Below are 22,584 nucleotides of genomic sequence, written 5' to 3'. Positions count from 1 at the left end.
CTTTAGTACGTGAAGGACAATATGGATACAACACCGCAGAAAACTACCCCCCGCCCAAAGAGAGAACTTACCTACATCCAAAAAGTGTGGCACACCGTGGGCATTGTTGCCCTGCTGGTAATTGTGGTACTTATTGCAAGGGTGGCGTTTAACGTGTTGCTGATGATATTGGCCGCTACCCTTATTGCCACCTATTTCCATGGCTTGGGCAATATCATTCAGCGTAAAACCAAATGGGGCCGCAAGCCGGCCATGGCAATATCCGTAGGCGGCACTTTTGCCATTTTAGCGGCGTTGCTTTGGTTTATGGGCACAAAAATTCAGCATCAGGTGGCGCAATTGAGCCATACGCTGCCTAATACCATCAATGCCGCGCGGGGTAAGCTTGCAGAAACCCCGATTGGCCAGCAGGTGCTTACTTATCTTGACGATAATTCGGGCAAAATATTCGTTACCGCGCAGCATTTTTTCAGCACCAGTTTTGGGGTGTTGGGCAATATTTACATCATTATGTTTTTAGGGATATTTTTTACCGTTAGTCCCACGGTTTACAAAAACGGTTTTATGATCATCATCCCGCCGGATAAAAAGGAACTTTGGCAGTGCATCATGAATCGGGTTAATTTTTCGCTCAAAGGCTGGCTGAAAGGCACGCTGCTATCCATTGTACTGATATTTATTATGCTAACGATAGGGCTCACTATTATGGGGATACCCGCGGTACTGGTGCTGGCACTGATAGCCGCGATGTTGAAGATCATCCCCAATTTTGGCTCGCTGATAGCTATGATACCGGGGGTATTGTTGGCCTTAACGGTGAGCACCAATACGGCTGTTATTGTAACGCTGATATATATCGTGTCGCAAACCGTTGTAAGCAATATTGTAACACCTATTATTCAAAACAAGATCATCAACCTGCCGCCGGCGTTAACCATTATCAGCCAGGTAATTATGGGTACATTATCGGGCGCTTTGGGTATTATATTAGCGGTGCCCCTGCTGGCCATTATTGTGATACTGGCAGATGAGCTATACGTGAAGAAGATAAACGAGGACTACCCAAAGCCAGAAATAGATGCCAAACATGTGCCGCTGGCGGATTGATTTTTGGTTCATGGTTCATAGTCGATAGTTCATAGAAAATGTGCCCTTATAAAACGGGGCAGCTACCATGAACTATCAACCATCACCAATGATCTATTCAACCACCTCGTAAATAGTAACCGCTTTGGCTTTGTTCTTTAAGTTCACATCCCCTATTTTTTCGCAACGGAAGGATTCTTTTGCTTTGTGGTAAGTTTCTTCGGAGATGATGATCTGCCCACCTTTGGCGGCTGATTGCAAGCGCTGCGCCAGGTTAACGGCATCGCCTATAACAGTGTAATCCAAGCGTTTTAAGGATGCCGAGCCAATATTACCAGATACTACTTCGCCGGAGTTGATTCCTACGGCTATTTGCGGCTGATAAGATTTTTCGCCGGCATGTACCGCATCCATCTGTGCTATGTGGGCACGGGCAGCCAGGGCAGCATCTATCGCCCTATCCAGGTGATAATCACCACGAAAAACAGCCATTACCGCATCGCCCATAAATTTATCTACCAGGCCGCCCTGGGCAACAATCTCTTTTACTATTTTATCAAAAATGCTGTTGATAAGGTTTACAACCGTGTTGGCCGGTACGTTCTCTGTTATGGCAGTAAAGCCGCAAACATCCACAAACATCATGGTTGCATCAATTACCTCGTTCTTTAGCAGGCTGTTCTCAAACTCTTTGTGCGTCATAAAGTTGAGTACATTCTCATCCACGTACATCTTTAGGATGTTGTTTTCTTTAATGGCCTTAATGGTTTCCTGCAGCTGTTTTACGTGGAGGATGGTTTTCTCCATGGTAAGGTCCAGGTCCTCAAAATCTACCGGTTTGGTTACAAAATCAAAGGCACCACGGTTCATGGCTACGCGGATGTTCTGCATATCGCCATAGGCGGATACTACCACCGCTTTCACCATGGGGTTAGCTTCGGGCAGGCGGCTAAGCAGCGTGAGGCCGTCCATAATGGGCATATTAATATCACTCAGGATAATATCCAGGTCGGGGTGTTCTTTTACACGTTCGAGGGCTTCCTCGCCATTCTGCGCGAAAACAAATTCGTAAATGTTCTCTCTTATCTTCTTCCGGAACTTTTGTTTAACCAATAGCTCCAAATCAGCCTCGTCATCTACTACTAATATCTTGGCCATTTTATTATTGCTCGGTAAAGGTTTTAAGTTTTTCTTTTAACAGGGTAAAATCCAGCGGCTTTGTTAAAAAGTCGTTTGCGCCTTTTTCCATTGCCTGGCGGTGGTTCTCTTCGTCGCCATAAGCGGTTATCATCATTACCACGGGTGGTGGTGGGGTATCAAAATCCTCGCGGATATGGGTAAGCAGCTCGATACCGCTCATGCCCGGCATATTGATATCGCTGAGGATCAGCACCACTTCAGATTGCTTTTCGTGCAGGTAATGGAGGGCTTCCTCGCCGGACTGGGCGAAGCTGAATTCTATCTCGTTGCTGCGTATCTCCTTGCGGAAACGTTGTAAAAAGAGCGGTTGCACGTCCGCTTCGTCATCCACTACCAATATTTTCATAAGCTTTGTAAATATATGTCTTTTAACTTGTAGCCGGGATGGAAATTGTAAATTCTGTGTACTCCCCTTCCTTGCTGTCTATCTCTATTTTGCCGCCGTGCGCCTTTACGATGATGTCATAACTTAACGATAAGCCCAAGCCTGTACCCTCGCCGGTTGGTTTAGTGGTAAAAAAGGGCTGTAGTATTTTATCCCGGATGCCTTCCGGGATACCTATACCATTGTCGCGGACTACGAGCACAGCCTGCCGCCCGCCGTTAGCTAACGGAGGAGAAAAAGTTGTAACAGTAACAACAGGTTTATAATCCGGACCCGCGGTTTTCTGCTTTTGCTGAACAGCATAGAACGCGTTGGTGAACAAATTAAGCAGCACCCTGCCAATATCTTGTGGCACAACCTTTACCATTGGCAGGCTTTCATCAAAATCGGTTATCAATTCGGCGTTGAAGGTTTTATCCCTTGCCCTCAGGCCGTGGTAAGCCAGGCGCAGGTACTCATCGGCAAGCTTGTTAATGTCGGTAGGTTCTTTTGCGCTACTGCTGGCCCGGCTGTGCTGCAACATGCCCTTCACAATGCCATCGGCGCGTTTGCCGTGATGCAGTATTTTCTCCAGGTTTTGTTTAACATCATTCGCTATGGCTATGGCTTCGTCCTTATCGCCGTTGCTGAGCTCTATCTCCAGTTCATCAAGCAGCTCTACACTTACTTCCGAAAAATTATTGACGAAGTTCAACGGGTTTTGGATCTCGTGGGCAATACCTGCCGTCAGTTCACCAAGGGAGGCCATTTTTTCCGACTGGATCAGCTGGTTTTGTGTTTGCTTCAGATCGTTTAGCGATCGGTGCAACTCGGCGGTGCGTTCAGCTACCTGTTGCTCCAGTTCTATTTTTTGCCCTGCTATCATTTGCATGCGCTCGGCCTCGTGCTCGCGTGCCAGTACCTCGCGCTCAAGAGCTTCCTGCAATATTTGCTTTTGCAGGGTTTGGAAACGCTGTATCATCTTCCACAGGAACAATATTACCAGCCAGTAAAAGCAAAGCAGGGTTATATCGCCGCCATAGGTATGCACAAATTTTACGAAGCCGTTGTTAGCACCCGCGCCGGTACCGTAAATAATATCTGCAATGAGGTAAACAATGCCGATAAACAAAAATGGCAGCGCGGTAATGAGTTTAAACACTTTCTCCTCCTTGCTTTTGAACAGGCTAAAGGAGAGTATTACAAATGCATTTAAAATAAATAAAGCAACTATACTGGCCAAAACTCCCGATAATGCGATATTAGTTATTATGGAAGGCGATAGCATATTAATAGCCGATACAAATATGCAATAGCTGAGGTAATTGCTTACCTTATACCAACGAGGGTAAAACATTGTAGCCTTGTAAAAAACCGACAGGAATTTCCAAAGAAAAAGGCCGCAAAATAATGCGATAACGAAATTGAACCGCGACAGTACCGGCATCTCCTTAAAAAAGACATCATACAGCGGGTAATTACCTGCAAGCAGTGAGTAAAAAAGGCCAAATAGTGCAAAGTACAGATGTACCTTTTCGCGGCTTACGCTGTAAAAAAACAGGTTTACAAGCGATGCGAGAATGAGAACACCACACAGGAATGAGATGATGCTCACATCTTTTAACCTATCCTCGTAAAAATTGATCGCGTCGCGTTGCTCATTTTTAAGCAATTTAAATACCACGTCTACGCTGGTTCGCCTGTCTAACTTGAAATCGAAGTATTGCCGCTCAAAAAAACTCATCTGCTGGCCCGGCTGCAGGGTGTAAACCACCTGCCTGAAGCGTTTTAAACCCGACCGCTGCGACCACGGCACATCATGCCCGGTTGTTTTTTGTGTTATTGCGCCCGCGCTATCAATTCCAAAAACATCTATGCGCGAAATTGATCCGACAAAGGCAACATTTACAGGCTTGGGTAACGTGTTTTTAACGTTGAATTTACACCAGTAAACTTTTGTGTTAAAATCCTTGATGCGGAAGCCGTCGGTTTTAATAGGCTTAAATGGCATGGCTCTAACCCGCACCAGGGAAAGTTTTGCTGATGGATCTGGCAGGATTTGATAGTTCTGATCTTCCAGCCCGGTAAAACTTGCGCTGTCGATTTTAATTTCATAAACCTGCGGCTGTACCGTTTGCGCCAGAAGGCAAAGCGGTAGCAAAGTAAATAAAAAACATAGCTGGTAAAGTTTCCTCATATAACCGGCCTAGAATTACAACGGTAATTTAATAATAAAAGCAGTAAATTCTCCCTCAACCGAATCGATATCTATTTGGCCGCCATGGGCCTTAACAATAATATCATAACTTAACGAAAGGCCCAGCCCGGTACCCTGGCCCGTAGGTTTGGTGGTAAAAAAGGGCTGCAGTATCTTATCTTTAATTTCTTCGGGGATGCCGATGCCGTTATCTTTTACCTTAATCTCTAAAAACTGCCCAATTTTCACGGTGCTTACCTCCACTGTAGGCTTAAAGCCCACAATACCTTTTTTCTGTTTTTGCTGCACCGCATAAAAGGCATTGTTAAACATATTAAGCAACACCCTGCCCACATCCTGCGGAACAATTTTTATCAGCGGCAGCGCGTCATCAAAATGCGTTACCAGTTCGGCATTAAAGCTTTTATCCTTCGCACGTAAACCGTGGTAAGCCAGGCGCAGGTACTCATCAGCCAGGTTGTTAACGTTAGTGGGTTCCTGTACATCGCTGCTGGAACGGCTATGCTGCAACATGCCTTTTACAATGCCATCGGCACGTTTGCCGTGGTGACGGATCTTTTCGAGATTTTGTTTGATGTCGTTAGCAATGGCCATTACCTCTTCGGTATCGCCTTTGGCAAGCTCCTCGCCCATCTCGTCTATGAGTTCCATGCTCACTTCAGAGAAGTTATTTACAAAGTTAAGCGGGTTTTGTATCTCGTGCGCAATACCGGCGGTAAGTTCGCCAAGCGAAGCGAGCTTTTCCGATTGGATCAGCTGCTGCTGCGTAGTTTGCAGTAGTTTTACTGCTTCCTGCAATTCGTCTTTTTGTTTGGTAAGCTCGGCGGTGCGTTCGGCAACCAGCTTATCTAAAATAACATTTTGCTGGTTAATGGCCCTGAATTCTTCTTCCTGTTTTTTCGAACTGGCCCAGCGTACAAAGATCCAGGAGAAGCTGAGCAGGATTGCCATCACAAAAATGACCTCATGTTTGTCAACGAAATCTGAAAAGAAAATCTCTGCAATTACATCTATAAACGTTACGATTACGAGCGGATAATGAGATTCGATATAAAACCGCATCATATCAAAATCCGGGTTCTTTTTAAAATAGTATAGTACGCCGGCCAGGAACACCACGCTGACCAGCATATCATAGGGCTCTTTTACTTCCTGGGCGTTTAAGTAAAATACAAGCCACATAACCCCGCTTGCGATATTGAGTACCGAACTCCACCTTGCCCGTAACGGCGTAAACTTAATTACTTTGATTATTCGCCTTAAGAGTAAAAAAATGGCTATAAAGAGAAAAATATGCATGCTCTAAGAGATAGATTAAGTTATGGCACTAAAGATAATATTTTTTGCTACCAGTTTGCCTGCACTATTTTATTACGCAACCGGCAGATGTATGGTAAACTCGGTGTACTCTCCTTCTTTACTGCTCATATCCATTTTGCCGCGGTGTCCTTTTACAACAATGTCGTAGCTTAATGACAAACCCAGCCCGGTACCTTCGCCGGTGGGCTTGGTGGTAAAGAAGGGCTGCATTATCTTGTCCTTATTTGCCTCGGGGATGCCGTTGCCGTTATCTTTTACATAGATACGGATCTCGCTTTTACCTTTTGGCGGGGTAAATAAACTGGTTGATACCTCCACAAGCGGTTTATACTTCTTGCCTGCTGTTTTCCTTTTTAGCTGCACGGCGTAAAAAGCGTTGTTGAACAGGTTGAGCATCACCCGGCCTATATCCTGCGGTATAACGCTGATCTTCGGCAGATCGGGGTCCAGGTCCAGCACCATATCCGCATTGAAGTTTTTGTCCTTTGCACGTAAGCCATGGTAACTCAGCCTCAGGTATTCGTCTACCAAAGCATTCATATCGGTAATATGCTTTTCGCCGGTGTTGGTGCGACTGTGTTGCAGCATGTTCTTTACGATGCCATCCGCGCGCTTGCCGTGGAGGACTATCTTTTCCAGGTTCAGCACGATATCATCGGCAAGCGATAACGCCTCCTTTTTGCTGCCGCTGCGTAGTTCTTGTTTCATTTCTACGGCCAGCTCGATGCTCACTTCCGAGAAGTTATTGACGAAGTTGAGCGGGTTTTGGATCTCGTGGGCTATTCCGGCGGTAAGCTCGCCCAGCGATGCCAGTTTTTCCGATTGGATAAGCTGCTGCTGCGCCGCCTTCAGCTCATTAACGGTAGATGCCAGTTGATCGCGCTGCGAGGTGATCTCTAATTGCTGTTCACTTAATTCCTTATTGGCAACCTGCAATTCGTCGGTACGTTGCTCTACCTTTTCCTCCAACAACTGGTTTTCGTAAATCAGTTGCTGCGACCGGTATTTTACATAGTAATATATAGCTGCCACAAAAACAAGCGCCCACAAGATCCAGGCCCACCAGGTAAACCACCACGGCGGACTGATAACCACTACAATGCTATCCCCCTTTTCGTCCCAAACGCCGGAGCTATTGGCGGCCTTTATCCTAAAGGTATAGGTGCCTGTCGGCAGGTTATTATAAGTTACCGTACGGTTGGTGCCCGCCTGCACCCATTGTTTATCGTACCCCTCCAGCATATAAGCATAGGTATTACCTTCCGGGTTTTCAAAATGTAGAGCTATATAATTAAACTGCACGCTATTTTGGTTGTGAGAAAGTTCCAACCGGGTAAGCCCGTAACGTAACGATTGTTTAGAAAGGCTATCGTTTGCACCGGGTGCGTTATAGCGGATGCTTTCTATATGCACTATAGGCGGATATTCGTCATCGTTAAGGCTTTGCGGATTAAAAAAGGCTATTCCTTCGCGGGTACTCAATGCAAAGCGACCGTCGGCGAGGGTAGCGGTTTGCAGCGAGCCAATTTCTACCCCCGGCAAAATATCATCATATTTAAAATTTGTAAGGGCCATGGTTTTCGGGTCCAGCCGCGATAGGCCCCGGTCGGTTGCTATCCATAGTCTGCCAACCGAATCTTCCTTGACGCAATTTATGCCGTTATACAATAACCCGTTGCGCTCGTTTAGCTGGCGGATGTAAGTACCTTTTTTACGATCGAACTGGAACAGCCCCTGCTGGTAGGTGCCAACCCAAAACCTGCCGGCACGGTCCTCAAACATTTCCGAGATGCAGCTCATTTTTTGGTTTTGGCGATTGTAATACGAAAAGAACTTGCCCGTTTTTCGGTCGAATTTATTAATACTGCCGCCGTTGGTACCTACCCAAAGCGTGTTTTGCATATCCTCGTAAATACTAATTACGCGTGCATCATCTAAGGAGCCGTCGTTTTCGCTAAAAATCTTATCGTTATTATTCCGGAAGGGGTATCTCGTAAATCTTTTAGTAGCCGGTTCGAAAGAGGTTATACCCATGCTATCGGCCATGGCAAGCCAAACGGTGCCGGTATGGTCTTTATATACTGTTCTCACATCACTACCTACCATGCTTTTGCCGTCTCTGGGGCCGTTCCGATAGGTGTCCTTACGACCGGTGGCAATATCGTAGGTTATAAAACCGTTGTTCGTGCCAAGGTACAGCATATCCTCGTCTGCCCAGGCATGCTGGATGGTTTGCCCTGCAACTGTGGCAAAGATCCTGCTAAACTTACCGGTAGCCGCTTTCCACATATATATACCCTTTAACGTATTATAGATAAGCGTACGTGCTTTATCAGACGATAGCAGCCTGCCCGAGCCACCCGGGTAGCCATTACCGGCGGTTTGTTTAATAGCTTCAAAAGCGCTTTTTAATTTACTGATCTTGTTTACGCCGCCATATCCAAAACCCAGCCACAGCGCGTTGCTGTGGTCTATCAGTTTCACCGTAATATCGCCCGAGATTAGGCCTCCCGGTTCGGTGGGGTTTGTTTTATAGTATTGGAAAGAGCCGGTTTCCGGGTCGAAATAGAGGAGATTCTCTAAAGGAGAGACCCATAATTTTCCATTTTTATCTTCTACTATGCGGCTTAGCTGTCTTATGGCTGTATCGGCTGTAAGATAGTTTGTAAATTTCCCGGTTTGGCGATTGAGCAGTGAGAGCCCTTTTTCGCAGGCGAGCCATAAACGTTGTTTTTTATCTTCGTAGATGGTGTTCACGGCTGCATCGGAAATACTATCAACATTTTTAGCTGCCCTATATTCTTTAATAATGCGCCCGCTTTTTGTATCAAGGCAGCTTATCCTCAAATCGTGGTTATTACCATGGAACAAGTTCATCCAAAGCAGCCCGGGTTGTGACGGTGCCTCATACACCGGGTTAGCCCCCGTCATTTTTGCGGTATCGGTAGTTGCGAGGTATGCCTTTAGCGGTTTGCCTGGCCCTGCGTAGCTGTACAACCCATTGTTGGTGCCTATCCAAACCTTGCCATCGGCAGTTTTGGTCACACCCATCAGCGCCGAAGCGTTGAGGTAGTTAGGGCCTTTATCTAAGACGCTGTAAAACTCGTATTTTTTTGCTTTCGGGTCGAATTTTGTGATGCGGATAACTTTATCATTGATCATACCCCATACGTTGCCATCGTTATCTATCAGCCGTATGCCAAAATACTGCTGAAACTTGTTGGTGGGATAAACAAACTGGTCGAAACTATCCTTTGCCCTATTGTATCTGAACAGCCCGTTACCCACCGCGCTTACCCAAAGGCTTTTATCGCCGCCTACAGCTACACTTAGCACGTTGGTTACCGGCGAAAGGTTAATTTTATCGCTGCCGAGGTTATAAACCTTGTAATTATAGCCATCGTAGCGCACCAGTCCGTTTTGCGTTGCTATCCACATATAACCCTCGCTATCCTCTGCCATGGCGCGGATGTACGATTCGGGCAGGCCTTTTTTAATGTCCAGCCTATCGAAATAAACATGAGATGTTTGCGCTTTGCCACAAATACCGGCAATAAGCAACAAGGCCAGCAATAAAGTTCTTCTCATGAGAAAGGATGGTTTAAATGAATTGCTTAATTAACTAATTAATATGGTAAAAATCAAATCCGGACCCGTAATTAGCTGCATTGCAGGCCATATTTTTCTAATTTATGAAAACTGAAAACTTAACAGGGCAAAGAAACAAACATTTAATATCTTAGCCCTTAAAACGTACGGGCAATTACTCAATAGCCCTGCGATTTTAATGCTTTAATTATCACATCGAAAGTTACTGTAAATCAGCATACTGAATGAAGAGCTCTAACATTGCACATTGGTTAACCGATACCGCCTACACCTTAGCGGGCATCCTGTTCTGCGGGTTTGCCCTTAAAAGCTTTTTAATCCCCAACGCTTTTTTTGATGGCGGTGTAACCGGTATGAGCCTGCTGCTGCACGAATTAACACACTTTAATATTGCAGTAGTGATCGTGTTGCTCAATATACCATTCATTATTATGGGCGCTTTCCAGGTAAATAAAGCCTTCGCGGCGAAAACCCTGGCGGCCATTATTGTGCTTGGCTTATGCCTGCAATTTATGCCGTTCCCCAATGATATAACAAAAGATAAATTGCTGGTATCGATATTCGGCGGGGTGTTTATGGGGATTGGCGTTGGATTGGCTATTCGCGGCGGCTGCGCACTGGATGGTATAGAGGTGTTGGCATTGTATACTGGTAAGCGTATCAGCTTCACCATCAGCGAAATTATCCTCGGCATCAATATTATCATCTTCCTGATCGCTGCCTTTGAATTAGGGCTGCCTACCGCGCTATATTCTATCATGACGTATTACACCGCCTCCAAAACCATCAGCTTTGTGATAGAGGGCTTGGAGGAATACACAGGGGTAACCATTATATCTGCCCAAAGCCAACTGGTAAAAGAACGTTTGGTGATGGAGCTTGGCCGCGGGATAACCGTGTATAAAGGCGAGCGTGGTTTTTTAAAGGAAAGTTTCGACATCAGCCAGCCGGTGGATATTGTTTTTACCGTAATAACCCGCTTAGAGGTAAGGCGCCTTCGCAACCTGGTGCACGAGATTGACCCCAAAGCTTTTATCTTCACCAGCACTATTAAAGAGGCTGCCGGCGGTGTGCTCAAGAAACGGGCAAGGCACTAAGTGTGTTGAATATCGAATAATGAATTTTGGAGGCTGAATGATGAAGGCAGCTTCCAAATCATCATTCGATATTATATCACCCCTTTTACAGGCCAAATTCCTCCTAAATTCGATGAGGCTCCGCTCCTGCCCGACGAAGCCCTAAAAACGGTCGACGAACACTTGTTTTTACATTAAACACTGATAATTAGGCTTTAACGGCTGTTATTGGCAGTACGTCTATATATTCCCCGCGGTGGTCTATTTGGTTTTTGGGGTTGAATTTATTGTTGTTGCTTTGGGTATTGAAACAAACGAAACAATTTATTTAACAATCAAAAATTAAAAAATATCATGAAAAATTCAATCAAATTAGCAGCCCTTTTATTATTAGTAAGTACAAGCGTTTTTGCTGCAACCCCTGCAAAAACCACTGCTGCGCAAGACGAGATCAGCGTACAGGCATCGCCTAAAAATTTGGTGGTTGGCGTTAGCATCCAAAAAGAAACAACCGGCCGCGCTTATGTAAGGTTTTACGATAGCGAAAACAATGAAGTAATGACCGATTACCTGCCGAGCAAAGAGTCGGTAGAAAAAGGTTACAACCTGTCTGAGCTGCCTTATGGTAACTACACCATGGCGGTAACATCAAACAACAAAGTAGTTACCAAACAACTGAGTGTGTATAAAGAATTTGGCAAAAAAACCTACGTGTTTTTGCAGTAATTGTTAGTATAATAATGGTGAGCGCCTCTGCCTAAAAGCAGGGGCGTTTTTTGTTAAACACGAATTTTCAATCGTAAATAATAAAACAGAAAGGTTAAATTGCGCCCTTTACACGCATAAAGGTTAATGACTAAATCCGCAAATTCTATTTATACACTCCATTTCGGGTTGGTTTGCCTTAGTTCGCTTTTGTTTTCGGCAAGTTACAATATGCTCATCCCCGAGTTACCTGCCTACCTTAGTAGCATGGGCGGCGGCGAACACAAAGGCCTCATCGTTGCTTTGTTTACGCTTACCGCCGGCATTTCCCGCCCGTTTAGCGGCCGCCTTACCGATAAGCTTGGCCGTGTACCGGTGATGGCAGTAGGCTCGGTTGTTTGTTTTATCTGCGGCTTTTTATACCCGGTGCTCAGCACGGTTTCTGGCTTTTTGTTTTTGCGGTTACTACACGGGTTCTCTACCGGCTTTAAACCTACGGCTACCTCGGCTTATGTAGCGGACATTGTACCGCGTGAACGCTGGGGCGAGGCTTTGGGGATGCACGGCATTTGCTTTAGCACGGGTATGGCGGTTGGGCCCGCCATTGGCAGCGCCATCAGGATGGCACATTCACTTAATACGCTTTTTTATACCTCATCGTTCTTCGCGCTGATGTCTATCGCCATACTGATGAATATGCGCGAGACTCTGAAAGAACGAGAGCGCTTTAACCTGGGCATGTTTAAGATCTCCCGCAAGGATATTATTGCGGTAGAGGTTTTGCCCGCAGCCATCGTAACGCTCTTATCCTATATGTCATACGGGGCTATCCTCACGCTTATCCCCGACTGGAGCCACCATCTCGGCATCGCCAATAAAGGTTTGTTTTTTATGGTGTTCACCATTGCTTCGTTGGTTATCCGTTTTGTGGCCGGCAAGGTATCTGATAGATACGGTCGCTTAGTTGTTATTAAGGTCGGGCTGGTATTGCTTGTACTGGCACTTATAGTGGTAGCCTATGCGCACACGGTTACGGGTTTATTGTTGGGTGCTACACTTTATGGGGTATCGCAGGGCATCCTGTCGCCCGCACTCAACGCCTGGACGATTGACATGAGCCAGCCCAGCCATCGCGGCAAGGCCATTGCCACCATGTATATTTCTTTGGAAGCAGGTATCGGGCTTGGCGCACTGGTTGCCGGCTGGTATTACCAGGACGTAATAAGCCAGGTGCCCTACATCATCTACGCTACGGCGGGTATTACAGTAATAGCGCTCGCTTACATGTTTCTGCGCCGCGAACCCGTTAAAAAGGAAGAAGCGGTGGAGAATGAGGTGCTGGCGTAGACATCCCTCAAACAAAAAAGAGCCGCCCTCCCGGGCAGCTCTCCATGCTGAACTATATTTTCAACTTGTGTTTTAACCACTCACTATTCTCCACTCACCACTCACCATCAAGAGTTCATAAACACAAAGTTGTTATCAAACATATCCAGTTTTATCTTGCTGTCGCGATCTACCGCACCGGATAAGATCTGTTTCGACAGTTCGTTCATTATCTTTTTCTGTATCACGCGTTTCAGCGGGCGGGCACCAAATTGCGGGTCGTAACCCAGTTGTGCCAGCCAGTCGAGCGCTTCTTCCGATGCTTCGATGGTGATGCCTAACTCGGCCAATGTGTTTTGCAATTGTTTGAATTGCAGTTTCACAATGTCGGTTATCTCGTCGCGGCTTAGCGGCGTAAACATGATGATCTCGTCTATCCGGTTCAAAAACTCGGGGCGGATAGTAGCGCGTAAAACATTGAACAAGTCGTTCTTGGTTTTAGCGATCACCTCGTCGCGGTTCTTGTCCTCCAGATCCTGGAAGTTCTCCTGGATGATGTTGGAGCCGATGTTGGAGGTCATGATGATAATGGTGTTTTTAAAGTTCACTACACGGCCTTTGTTATCGGTTAAGTGTCCGTCATCCAGCACCTGCAGCAGGATATTGAATACATCCGGGTGAGCTTTTTCTATTTCATCCAACAATACCACGCTGTACGGTTTGCGGCGTACGGCTTCGGTCAACTGACCGCCTTCATCATAACCCACATAGCCCGGAGGCGCTCCTATCAGTCGCGAAACTGAATGGCGTTCCTGGTACTCGCTCATATCAATCCTCACCAGCGAATTCTCGTCGTTAAACAAATACTCCGCCAATGCTTTGGCTAATTCTGTTTTACCCACGCCGGTAGTCCCCAGGAAAATGAACGAGCCGATCGGCTTGCGTTTATCCTGTAACCCTGCGCGGCTACGGCGTATAGCATCACTAATGGCTTCGATAGCTTCCTCCTGCCCTGCTACGCGCTTGTGCAATTCTTCTTCCAGCTGCAGCAGTTTTTCGCGCTCGCTTTGGATCATTTTGCTTACCGGGATGCCCGTCCAGCGGCTTACCACACCGGCAATATCGTCGGCAGTAACTTCCTCTTTCAGCATACGGCTGTCGTCGGCGTTTTCGGCCAAAGCAGCCTTTAGTTTTTCTACTTCCTGCTGCGCCTGTACGATGGTGCCGTAGCGCAATTCGGCTACTTTACCGTAGTCGCCCGCACGTTCGGCCTGCTCGGCTTCCAGCTTGTAATTCTCTATCTGCTCAACCTTTTGGTTGATACCGTCTACAAGATCTTTTTCGCCCTGCCATTTAGCACGTAATGAATCGCGCTGGGCAGACAGGTTGGCAATTTCTTCGCTCAATTCGGCAACCTTGCGGTCGTCTTTTTCTCGTTTGATAGCCTCGCGCTCAATTTCCAGCTGCATAATGCGGCGTTCGAGTTCATCCACCGCTTCGGGAACGGAATCCATCTCCAACCGGAGTTTTGAAGCTGCCTCGTCCATCAAATCGATCGCCTTATCCGGCAAAAACCTATCAGATATATAGCGCTGCGACATCTCTACCGAAGCAATAATGGCCTCATCGCGGATCCGCACCTTGTGGTGTGCTTCGTAGCGCTCTTTCAATCCACGGAGGATAGATATCGCATCGGCAGTATCCGGCTCGCCCACCATCACCTTCTGGAAACGGCGCTCGAGGGCCTTATCCTTTTCTACATATTTTTGATACTCATTCAGCGTAGTGGCGCCAATGGCTCTTAATTCGCCACGGGCCAGGGCCGGTTTTAATATATTGGCCGCATCCATAGCACCTTCGCCACTACCTGCACCAACTAAGGTGTGGATCTCATCGATGAACAGAATGATCTCGCCATCGCTTTGGATCACTTCTTTGATAACAGCTTTCAGGCGTTCTTCAAATTCGCCTTTATATTTGGCACCGGCTATGAGCGCGCCCATATCCAGCGAGAAAACAGTTTTTGTTTTCAGGCTTTCGGGCACGTCGCCTTTGATGATCCGAAAGGCAATACCTTCGGCAATGGCTGTTTTACCAACCCCCGGTTCACCTACCAGTATAGGGTTGTTTTTGGTACGGCGCGATAAGATTTGGATGACTCGGCGAATTTCTTCATCACGGCCGATCACCGGGTCGAGTTTGCCGCTTTCGGCGTATTCGTTAAGATCGCGGGCGTACTTATTAAGCGCGTTGTAGGTGGCTTCGGCGTTTTGGTCGGTCACTTTATTATCGCCGCGCAATTCCACGATAGCCTTCTTCAGATCTTTTTCGTTTACGCCGAAATCTTTAAGCGCCGATGCGGTTTTATCGCCTGCGGCTAAAACGCCCAGCAATAGGTGCTCTACCGATACAAACTCGTCTTTAAATTCTTTGAGGTATGATTGTGCTTTCTGCAAAGCGCTGTTTACTGCCGAAGACAGGTATACATTGCTCCCGCTTACTTTGGGGAACGATGCTATCTGCGTATCAAGCGTTTCGTTCAGCCTGTTCAGGTTGACATTCAGCTTTTTCAGCAGGTAAGTTATTACGTTTTCATCAACCAAAAGCAGCCCTTTTAACAGGTGCGCGGTCTCGATGGCCTGCTGCTGGTTGCCGGTTGCTATTTCGGATGCCTTTTGCACGGCCTCCTGTGCTTTGATGGTAAAATTGTTGAAATTCATGGTATCAAGGTAAGCTCAAATCTATTGCCACGGTTACGTTCAGGAAAATTTGACATTTAAAATTGTTTGGGTCGGTCATTTTGGCAACACCAGTTTTCGTAATCGGCCATATTGTATTTCTTTAAGCGGAAAAATATTATTTTTGATTACAAAATTGGTACTTTTGGAGAACCCTTACTAAATTAAACCTTGGATACTCATTTTTTTTCGAAACTGCCGGCAAAGTACAATGTTGCTTATCGCAATTATTATACTTACCAGAATTTACTGGGGGTGCGTACCGCGAGTTTTATTTTCCTGATACTAAACCTTATCCTGAGGATCCTTTATCACATATTTCCCGAAAGCTTAACCAAGGCCCAAAACTTCCCCGAATTTAGCTTTACCAACTGGATCTATATTGTTGTTACCCCATTCTTTTACCTCGGCAGCCACCTGTTGATTAATAACTTCCGCGAAACCAAGAGAGGTTCGGCTGGCATGGCCCTGTTTGTATTTTCGTTCTCGCTTTATATCATCATCTGCGGCATGTATTCCAGCTTTATTGCTACTGCCGACCCAAGCAACGCCCTCACGCTTTACCTGCTGGCGCTAAGTATGGTGAGCGTGCTTTTTGTGTTTGAGTATTATGAAACTGTGGTTTTGCTGGTGAGTATCGAGCTGTTGTTCACCATATTGCTTTTCCATGCCCAGGCCGACGCTACCGAGATGACGTACAACCAGATGATCTCCATGATACTCCTGGCGGGTTTCTATTTAACATCACGTTACTTTTTCTCCTACAAGGCAAGCTATTACCTGCAGATCATCGAGATCCGCGAGAAGAATACAGTTATTGAGAAAGCCAACATCTTTAAAAACGAGGTATTGGGCACTGTGGCACACGACCTGCGCAACCCTATAGCTGCGGTAGAGTCGCTGGCGATGATGATGGAGCTGGAAGATATAGACGAGGATACCCAGGATAACCTGAACATGATGCGCGAAAGCTGCGTAAAGGCGCGTACCATTATTGATGACCTGCTGGAAGCCGCGCGCAGCGAGGGCAGCGCCGGTTTTGATACCCGCCGTACCGAACTTAACCAAATGCTACAGGACATTGTAAACGCCTGGCTGATACAGCAAAAAGGTAAAAATAACGTGGTGTTGATGAGTGACGTAAAGGCCGTCTACGTGATGATAAACCACGAGAAATTCCCGAGGGTGATTGATAACCTGGTGAGCAATGCCCTTAAATTCTCTAAGGAGAACGATAAGGTGGAGATCCACCTGAACCGGATAAAAGAGCGCGTTATTATCAAAGTAATCGACCACGGCCTGGGCATCCCCAAAGAGATGCTACCCAAAATTTTCGACCGTTTCAGCGGCGCGGGCCGTACCGGTTTAAAAGGCGAACAGTCTACCGGTATCGGGCTCAGTATTGTAAAACAGATCGTAGAAAGCCACAACGGCAAAATCTATGTGCAAAGTGTGGAAGGCAAAGGCAGCATGTTTACGATAGAATTGCCGCAGGCGGAATAGATAGTAGTTCATAGGTGATAGTTCATGGTTCATAGCCGGACTGTGGTTTGCAGTCGCCGGTAGCGTTCAGGAGTTGCTATGATCTATCAACCATAAACTATGAACCAACAAAGAATTTCTCGTTAAAATTCACCAGATAAAGTTTTTCCGTTGCGCGGGTACAAGCGGTGTAGAACCAGCGGAGGAAATCGGTGTTCACCATTTCTTCGGTGAGGTAGCCCTGGTCTACAAAAACGGCTTCCCACTGGCCGCCCTGGGCTTTGTGGCAGGTAATGGCGTATGCGAATTTCACCTGCAGGGCATTATAGTATGGATTCTTTTTTAGTTCCTCGTGCTTGGCGCGTTTATTGGGGATATGGTCGTAATCCTTCATCACTTCCAGGTACAGTTGCTTTTGCTTATCGGGTGTTAGTGCGGGCGCCTCGGAGTACAGCGTATCAATTAATATCTTGCAATCCAGCACCGGGTCCTCGGCGTAATCTATAAACTCCAGCTGCACATCCGCGAAGCGGAAGCCGTACATCTCTTCCATCCGGCGTACTTTGCGCAGTTTCACAATGTCGCCATTGGCGATGAAGGCGGTGCTGCCTTCCTCTTCGGTTTGCAGCCAGAAATAATTATTGCGTACGATCATCAGCTGGTCGCCGCCTGTGAGTTCCTCCTCCCGCATTAAAATACGGTTGCGGATCTGCATATTATACTGGTTGGCGTTTTTGTTGCTGCGGCAAATGATGAGCGTGCCATCGTAACCGTATTTGTGATAAGCGGTGCTTAACTCTTCTTCCAGGTCGGCGCCGGTCATACGAATCACATCCTTAAAACCTTCGGTAACAATTTGCGGATATTCCTCCTCTTCGCGGCGGATGATATCCCGCACTTCGGTAACGTTGAACAGGATGCCCGAATCCTGCTGCTGGCGTAATACGTCGGTTAGTTCGTAACTATGGATGGCCATCATGAATTTATCCTTCATCAGCTTAGCATCCAATGCCGGGCTGTCTATCGAGCCAACCGGTGGCAGCTGCGCGGTATCGCCAACCAGCATCAGTTTGCAATTGCGGCCATTGTACACATAGCTTACCAGGTCCTGCAATAAGGTAGAGCCATTGAACCCACTATGCTCATCAGAGATCATGGAAGCCTCATCCACAATAAAAAGCGTATTGGTTTGCAGGTTATCGTTCAGCTTAAAGGCCTCATCCATATTCACTGCCGATTTTTTGCGGTAGATGCGCTTGTGGATGGTGAAAGCCTTGCGCCCGCTGTAATTGGTGATCACCTTGGCGGCACGGCCCGTAGGTGCCAGTAGTACGGACTTATATTCGTAAGCCCTTAAAGCGCTTACCAATGCCCCCACAACGGTTGTTTTACCCGTACCGGCATAGCCACGCAGGATGAAGCACTCGTCGCCATCATCGCTCAGCAAAAAGCGGTGCAGTTTGCCAAATAGTTCGGCCTGCTGTGCGTTTGGCTGATGCGGAAAGGACGCGGATATTTGTTCTGATACGGGCACGGAGCAAAAATGCTGATAAACATCTTAATTAAGTACTGCGAAAAAATATTACTTTTGTTAAACCCTGCATGAGCGAGCATAACTACAAATACACCGATGAGCAATTGAGCCTTAGCGAGGCCGCTAACTACAATTTGTTATTACAAGTTGATCCGCATAGCTTTAGCTATGCCATCGCCCACAACAAAAAACTTTTGGCCTGGGCCGAAAATTGCCCGCTCGGCGAGCTAGCTAACCCGCAGGAACTGCAGGACGTTTTAACGGCTAACTACAAGCAAGTAATTACGGGCTTAACATCGGGCGCCTTTACCTTGGTACCCGAGGCATTGTTTGATAACGAATATTCTGCCAATATTGCCCGTTTACTGGATGTTGCCGAGACCGACAGTGTTTACGCGCAGCCGCTGGATAGCAAAAACACCATTATTTATAAGGTTGATGAAGCCGCATCTGCCGCGCAGGGCGTGTTTGCCAATGAAACCATCGTTTACCGGGCTAAAGGCTGGATCACCGCTGTGGCCAACAACTACCCTACCAGCACCGATCTTTACCTCAATATTGAGAACGGAACGGTAGAAATATTGAATTTTACTGATAACAAGCTGCGTTTTTATAATCTTTTCCCCTATAAAAACCACGAAGAGCTGGCCTATTTCAGCGCCTTTGTTGCTGAAGAACTGGGTTTAAGCCCCGAGAACCTCACCCTGGTGCTTAGTGGAGATGTAAACGCCTCTGATAAAAGCTTTACCTACCTGGCCGAGTTTTTTGGCAATGTGAAAATAAACGATACCAAAGTACTTGTACTGCCCGAGCAGGTTGTACCTCATAAAATACTCAGCCTTGCTGCTTTATCGCTATGCGCATCATCGGAGGAAAACTAAAGGGACTGCGGCTTAACCCGCCAACGAATTTACCCGTACGCCCAACTACCGATCTGGCCAAGGAGGCGCTCTTCAACATCCTGCTCAATCAAATAGAGTTTGAAGACATTACCGTGCTCGACCTGTTTAGCGGTACCGGAAACATTTCCATGGAATTTGCTTCGCGTGGTGCCTCGCAGGTCACCAGTGTAGACCGAACCCAGCAATGCGTGTTTTATTTGAAAGACACCGCACGCCAGCACGGCTTAGAGCAGATACAAACCTTTAAAGCCGACGTATTTAAATACCTCGATATGGAAACCGAGCAATACGACCTCATATTCGCCGACCCTCCGTACGACCTCAACAAGATCCCCGAGATCCCCAAAATAGTATTCCATAAAAACCTGCTAAAACCCGGCGGCCTCCTCATTGTAGAGCACCAGTCGATGCAGAACCTGAGCAACCATCCTGCCTTTGTGGAGCAGCGCAAGTACGGGCATTCCTCGTTTTCGTTTTTTAAGGAAAAGGAAACCGTCTGACAAAAGAATTTAATTTTGGTAACTATATATTAGTTGGGACAAGATAATCGACTAATAAATAAAATTAGTCACCCCTAATTACCTGCTTTTTATTAATCTAATTATATTGTATATTTGTATTGCATTTGAGCCCCTATGACGGCAATTCTGAAGCATGCATAAGATGCGCAAGAGGGGATCAAGTGGATTTCAATTTCGTTGTCATGGATGAAATTAATTTTGATATTTCTTGAATTTCTCGAACATTATCGATGAATACTTCATTCGTAATCCAATGTACTTTTACACTATCTCTGAATTCTATAAAGCCTATTTCCTCCGGGAATTTTGTTAAAGCTTCCCCAATTGTTAAGACAAGGTAATGAGCCATGTAGTTTCTCAAGTCGTTTATTTGCCTTATGCTTTCAAGTAATGGCTTATTCTTTGATGGTTTATTCTTGGTTTTAACAATATTATTTTCCAGGTCTTTTTTCTCCAAAATCGCCCTTAACGTAGTTCTTTTACCTTCAAAATTCATTCGGTCTAACAGTAGACTAATAATTTCATTTTGTTTATTTACATCCGGAGTTAAATATTTTGAAATATACTGATCTATTGCTTTCTCTAAAATAACAGTTTGATTCAATATCGTGCCTCGGAAACCGATTGCCCTATCATTAATTTGCTTTATTATATCTTCTGACATTTGGTAAGGTTTTGTCCGCGTAAGTTACTAATTTAATTATAAATAATTAGTAAGATATTGGGACAATAGTATTATATTTGCATCAGTAAAATCAACCGCAATGACAACAAAATTCAAAAGTCTTATTCAGGTATTAGATTACTTTAAAGACGAAAGTACATGCATTAGTTACTTAGCCCAAAGCAGGTGGGGTGAAACCCCTTGCTGCCCCCATTGTGGTAACGTTGGTGCTTATACAACTAACCGTGGATATAAATGTAAGGCTAAAGAATGCCATAAAAAGTTTACTGTTACGACAGGAACAATCTTTGAAAATACGAAGATCTCTTTACGATATTGGTTCGCGGCAATTTATTTAGGCACAGCTCATAAGAAAGGTATTTCGTCATTACAACTAAGCCGCGATCTAAACATCACTCAAAAAACTGCATGGTTTTTATTGCACCGTGTTCGCGAAATGCTGGCTAACAATGCACCGGAAATGTTAGAGGGCGGCGTTGAGATCGACGAAACGTTTGTAGGTGGAAAGAATAAGAACAGGCATGCTAACAAAAAGATCGAGGGGTCGCAAGGCCGCAGCTCCGCTGATAAAACGCCAGTTATCGGAATTGTGCAGAAGCAAGAATACAAGATTATAGAAAGGCCTCATAAAGTAATACCTGGTCGTACGGTAAAAGAAAAGGTAATTATTAAGCAGTCTGTAGTACGGCTGGATGTTGTCCAGGACACATCAGCTGCCACGCTGCACCCAATTATGTTATCATCAGTTAAAGCAAATAGTAAAATCATCACAGATGCTTACAGGTCATACTTAGGACTATCTAAGAACTTTGATCACGTATCTATCAAGCACACGGATGGTAATTATATTACGGTTGGAGATGAGCATACAAATACCATCGAGGGTTTTTGGTCGCTGCTTAAGCGCGGTATAATTGGTATATACCATCAAGTTAGCCATAAGCATCTTCATCGTTATTGTGATGAGTTTTCATATCGCTACAATACCCGTGGTGTAGTTGATGTTATTCGGTTTGAAGATGCGATCAAACGCGTAAACAATGCTCGTTTGACATATTCCGAATTAATTAAGTAGCTTTGAATATGGCAAAAGAAAAAAAGAAAAAAGAACCAAAGATTCGCTCTGAAAATTACGATTCAAAGCTGGCGATCAATGGTTCTTTTGACGATGTTATAAAAGCTTCTTTCTTAGGTAAGCCTGCACCTCCAACCAATAATGGGAAAGATGCGGAAAAGTAATGTCAAGCTAAGATAAAGCAATAACATTAAATCATTTGTTTTTCTCTGCTTCACTTGGGTAGAATCCGTCATAAATTGTAATACCATCGGAGATAACTTTGTGTTGACCTGGTATAATTTTCGCTACAAAGAAATTTCCAGCAATCCCTACAATTTCTAAATTACTCCATGTGAAACGGCTGAATAAAAAATAGTTTCTTTCCCGTCGAACAATAAAATGGGGGTCAACGTAATTTCCGAAGGTTGTATCTTTCTGTCGAGGGGAGTAATAAGGGCATTCTTTTTTAAAGTCTTCTGTCGTAGGGTTTGTAAAAAATAAGAATAATACTACAATCCCAAGGATTACCATTACTAAAACTTTATACTTCTTCATGTGAATAAGGGTTATGGCCATAGCCCCTATTTGGCGGGTTGATAAAATTAAGCGTGAGGCCTCATCGGCTGTCAGGCCCGACTAAAAGCCCATACACGAATAAGTAACCCCACGCCATACGGCATGCGATACTCAAACTCATGTACGTTCTTTGCTTTGTAGAATTTAGTCGGTTCGACAGCCTGAACGAGTTCGCTATTACAATA

At 45.6% G+C, this 22,584-nt stretch carries 18 protein-coding genes; 9 read left to right on the top strand and 9 right to left on the bottom strand.

Going from position 1 to position 22,584, the window contains the following annotated elements:
- Window positions 1–21: 21 nt before the first annotated feature.
- The gene (locus tag IDJ77_RS11715) at window positions 22–1,107 is read left to right on the top strand and encodes an AI-2E family transporter (RefSeq protein ID WP_191189139.1); all 1,086 of its coding nucleotides are present in this window, start codon (window positions 22–24) and stop codon (window positions 1,105–1,107) included.
- A 93-nt stretch (window positions 1,108–1,200) separates the two neighbouring features.
- Here the strand turns inward: IDJ77_RS11715 and IDJ77_RS11710 are convergent, their stop codons facing one another.
- The 5 genes from IDJ77_RS11710 to IDJ77_RS11690 form a co-directional block, all read right to left on the bottom strand.
- On the bottom strand, window positions 1,201–2,244 hold the full coding sequence (locus tag IDJ77_RS11710; protein ID WP_191189138.1) for an adenylate/guanylate cyclase domain-containing protein: 1,044 nt from the start codon (window positions 2,242–2,244) through the stop codon (window positions 1,201–1,203).
- Between the two features lie 4 nt (window positions 2,245–2,248).
- Window positions 2,249–2,632, bottom strand: a complete 384-nt coding sequence (locus tag IDJ77_RS11705; protein WP_191189137.1) for a response regulator — start codon at window positions 2,630–2,632, stop codon at window positions 2,249–2,251.
- 22 nt (window positions 2,633–2,654) lie between these two features.
- Entirely contained in the window at window positions 2,655–4,847 is a 2,193-nt protein-coding gene (locus tag IDJ77_RS11700) for a sensor histidine kinase (protein WP_191189136.1), read from the bottom strand.
- Window positions 4,848–4,862: 15 nt separating this feature from the next.
- Window positions 4,863–6,050, bottom strand: a complete 1,188-nt coding sequence (locus IDJ77_RS11695) for a sensor histidine kinase (protein ID WP_224751061.1) — start codon at window positions 6,048–6,050, stop codon at window positions 4,863–4,865.
- Window positions 6,051–6,239: 189 nt separating this feature from the next.
- On the bottom strand, window positions 6,240–9,776 hold the full coding sequence (locus tag IDJ77_RS11690) for a sensor histidine kinase (protein WP_191189134.1): 3,537 nt from the start codon (window positions 9,774–9,776) through the stop codon (window positions 6,240–6,242).
- A 245-nt stretch (window positions 9,777–10,021) separates the two neighbouring features.
- Here IDJ77_RS11690 and IDJ77_RS11685 point away from each other — a divergent pair, with 245 nt between their 5' ends.
- The 3 genes from IDJ77_RS11685 to IDJ77_RS11675 all read left to right on the top strand — a co-directional run bounded on the left by IDJ77_RS11685 (window position 10,022) and on the right by IDJ77_RS11675 (window position 12,925).
- Complete coding sequence (locus tag IDJ77_RS11685; RefSeq protein ID WP_191189133.1) at window positions 10,022–10,894, top strand: YitT family protein; 873 nt, start codon at window positions 10,022–10,024, stop codon at window positions 10,892–10,894.
- A 333-nt stretch (window positions 10,895–11,227) separates the two neighbouring features.
- On the top strand, window positions 11,228–11,599 hold the full coding sequence (locus tag IDJ77_RS11680) for a hypothetical protein (protein ID WP_191189132.1): 372 nt from the start codon (window positions 11,228–11,230) through the stop codon (window positions 11,597–11,599).
- Between the two features lie 126 nt (window positions 11,600–11,725).
- A complete protein-coding gene (locus IDJ77_RS11675) occupies window positions 11,726–12,925 on the top strand; it encodes an MFS transporter (RefSeq protein ID WP_191189131.1) in 1,200 nt (399 codons plus the stop codon).
- Between the two features lie 107 nt (window positions 12,926–13,032).
- On the opposite strand, the gene clpB is transcribed toward IDJ77_RS11675, so the two are convergent.
- Window positions 13,033–15,624 carry an ATP-dependent chaperone ClpB gene (gene clpB / locus IDJ77_RS11670; RefSeq protein ID WP_191189130.1) on the bottom strand — a complete coding sequence of 864 codons (2,592 nt, stop codon included), beginning with the start codon at window positions 15,622–15,624 and terminating at the stop codon, window positions 13,033–13,035.
- Window positions 15,625–15,813: 189 nt separating this feature from the next.
- Between clpB and IDJ77_RS11665 the strand changes: the two genes are divergently transcribed.
- Window positions 15,814–17,145, top strand: coding sequence for a sensor histidine kinase (locus IDJ77_RS11665; protein ID WP_191189129.1), 1,332 nt, complete (start codon window positions 15,814–15,816; stop codon window positions 17,143–17,145).
- 97 nt (window positions 17,146–17,242) lie between these two features.
- On the opposite strand, the gene IDJ77_RS11660 is transcribed toward IDJ77_RS11665, so the two are convergent.
- A complete protein-coding gene (locus IDJ77_RS11660) occupies window positions 17,243–18,658 on the bottom strand; it encodes an ATP-dependent DNA helicase (protein WP_191189128.1) in 1,416 nt (471 codons plus the stop codon).
- A 68-nt stretch (window positions 18,659–18,726) separates the two neighbouring features.
- Here IDJ77_RS11660 and IDJ77_RS11655 point away from each other — a divergent pair, with 68 nt between their 5' ends.
- Window positions 18,727–19,539: a DUF3822 family protein gene (locus IDJ77_RS11655; protein WP_191189127.1), complete on the top strand. Its 813-nt coding sequence runs from the start codon at window positions 18,727–18,729 to the stop codon at window positions 19,537–19,539.
- Window positions 19,515–20,060, top strand: a complete 546-nt coding sequence (gene rsmD, locus IDJ77_RS11650; RefSeq protein ID WP_191189126.1) for a 16S rRNA (guanine(966)-N(2))-methyltransferase RsmD — start codon at window positions 19,515–19,517, stop codon at window positions 20,058–20,060. The genes IDJ77_RS11655 and rsmD overlap by 25 nt, the downstream gene beginning before the upstream one ends.
- Before the next feature lie 178 nt (window positions 20,061–20,238).
- Here rsmD and IDJ77_RS11645 read toward each other — a convergent pair whose 3' ends face one another.
- On the bottom strand, window positions 20,239–20,745 hold the full coding sequence (locus IDJ77_RS11645) for a hypothetical protein (protein WP_191189125.1): 507 nt from the start codon (window positions 20,743–20,745) through the stop codon (window positions 20,239–20,241).
- 100 nt (window positions 20,746–20,845) lie between these two features.
- Here IDJ77_RS11645 and IDJ77_RS11640 point away from each other — a divergent pair, with 100 nt between their 5' ends.
- Window positions 20,846–21,841 carry an IS1595 family transposase gene (locus IDJ77_RS11640; protein WP_191189124.1) on the top strand — a complete coding sequence of 332 codons (996 nt, stop codon included), beginning with the start codon at window positions 20,846–20,848 and terminating at the stop codon, window positions 21,839–21,841.
- Between the two features lie 8 nt (window positions 21,842–21,849).
- On the top strand, window positions 21,850–22,005 hold the full coding sequence (locus IDJ77_RS11635; protein WP_191189123.1) for a hypothetical protein: 156 nt from the start codon (window positions 21,850–21,852) through the stop codon (window positions 22,003–22,005).
- A gap of 31 nt (window positions 22,006–22,036) precedes the next feature.
- On the opposite strand, the gene IDJ77_RS11630 is transcribed toward IDJ77_RS11635, so the two are convergent.
- Window positions 22,037–22,378 (bottom strand): hypothetical protein, encoded by a 342-nt coding sequence (locus tag IDJ77_RS11630; RefSeq protein WP_191189122.1) that lies wholly within the window; start codon window positions 22,376–22,378, stop codon window positions 22,037–22,039.
- Window positions 22,379–22,584 lie beyond the last annotated feature (206 nt).

The sequence above is a fragment of the Mucilaginibacter pankratovii genome, assembly GCF_014773265.1.
Lineage (GTDB): Bacteria > Bacteroidota > Bacteroidia > Sphingobacteriales > Sphingobacteriaceae > Mucilaginibacter > Mucilaginibacter pankratovii.
This window is presented reverse-complemented; position numbering and strand designations above follow the sequence as displayed.

Excerpts from the sequence above, each read along its gene's own strand:
- IDJ77_RS11715 (WP_191189139.1), top strand. The coding sequence starts at position 22 with ATGGATACAACACCGCAGAAAACTACCCCCCGCCCAAAGAGAGAACTT.
- IDJ77_RS11710 (WP_191189138.1), bottom strand. The coding sequence starts at position 2,244 with ATGGCCAAGATATTAGTAGTAGATGACGAGGCTGATTTGGAGCTATTG.
- IDJ77_RS11705 (WP_191189137.1), bottom strand. The coding sequence starts at position 2,632 with ATGAAAATATTGGTAGTGGATGACGAAGCGGACGTGCAACCGCTCTTT.
- IDJ77_RS11700 (WP_191189136.1), bottom strand. The coding sequence starts at position 4,847 with ATGAGGAAACTTTACCAGCTATGTTTTTTATTTACTTTGCTACCGCTT.
- IDJ77_RS11695 (WP_224751061.1), bottom strand. The coding sequence starts at position 6,050 with ATGTGGCTTGTATTTTACTTAAACGCCCAGGAAGTAAAAGAGCCCTAT.
- IDJ77_RS11690 (WP_191189134.1), bottom strand. The coding sequence starts at position 9,776 with ATGAGAAGAACTTTATTGCTGGCCTTGTTGCTTATTGCCGGTATTTGT.
- IDJ77_RS11685 (WP_191189133.1), top strand. The coding sequence starts at position 10,022 with ATGAAGAGCTCTAACATTGCACATTGGTTAACCGATACCGCCTACACC.
- IDJ77_RS11680 (WP_191189132.1), top strand. The coding sequence starts at position 11,228 with ATGAAAAATTCAATCAAATTAGCAGCCCTTTTATTATTAGTAAGTACA.
- IDJ77_RS11675 (WP_191189131.1), top strand. The coding sequence starts at position 11,726 with ATGACTAAATCCGCAAATTCTATTTATACACTCCATTTCGGGTTGGTT.
- clpB (WP_191189130.1), bottom strand. The coding sequence starts at position 15,624 with ATGAATTTCAACAATTTTACCATCAAAGCACAGGAGGCCGTGCAAAAG.
- IDJ77_RS11655 (WP_191189127.1), top strand. The coding sequence starts at position 18,727 with ATGAGCGAGCATAACTACAAATACACCGATGAGCAATTGAGCCTTAGC.
- rsmD (WP_191189126.1), top strand. The coding sequence starts at position 19,515 with ATGCGCATCATCGGAGGAAAACTAAAGGGACTGCGGCTTAACCCGCCA.
- IDJ77_RS11645 (WP_191189125.1), bottom strand. The coding sequence starts at position 20,745 with ATGTCAGAAGATATAATAAAGCAAATTAATGATAGGGCAATCGGTTTC.
- IDJ77_RS11640 (WP_191189124.1), top strand. The coding sequence starts at position 20,846 with ATGACAACAAAATTCAAAAGTCTTATTCAGGTATTAGATTACTTTAAA.
- IDJ77_RS11635 (WP_191189123.1), top strand. The coding sequence starts at position 21,850 with ATGGCAAAAGAAAAAAAGAAAAAAGAACCAAAGATTCGCTCTGAAAAT.
- IDJ77_RS11630 (WP_191189122.1), bottom strand. The coding sequence starts at position 22,378 with ATGAAGAAGTATAAAGTTTTAGTAATGGTAATCCTTGGGATTGTAGTA.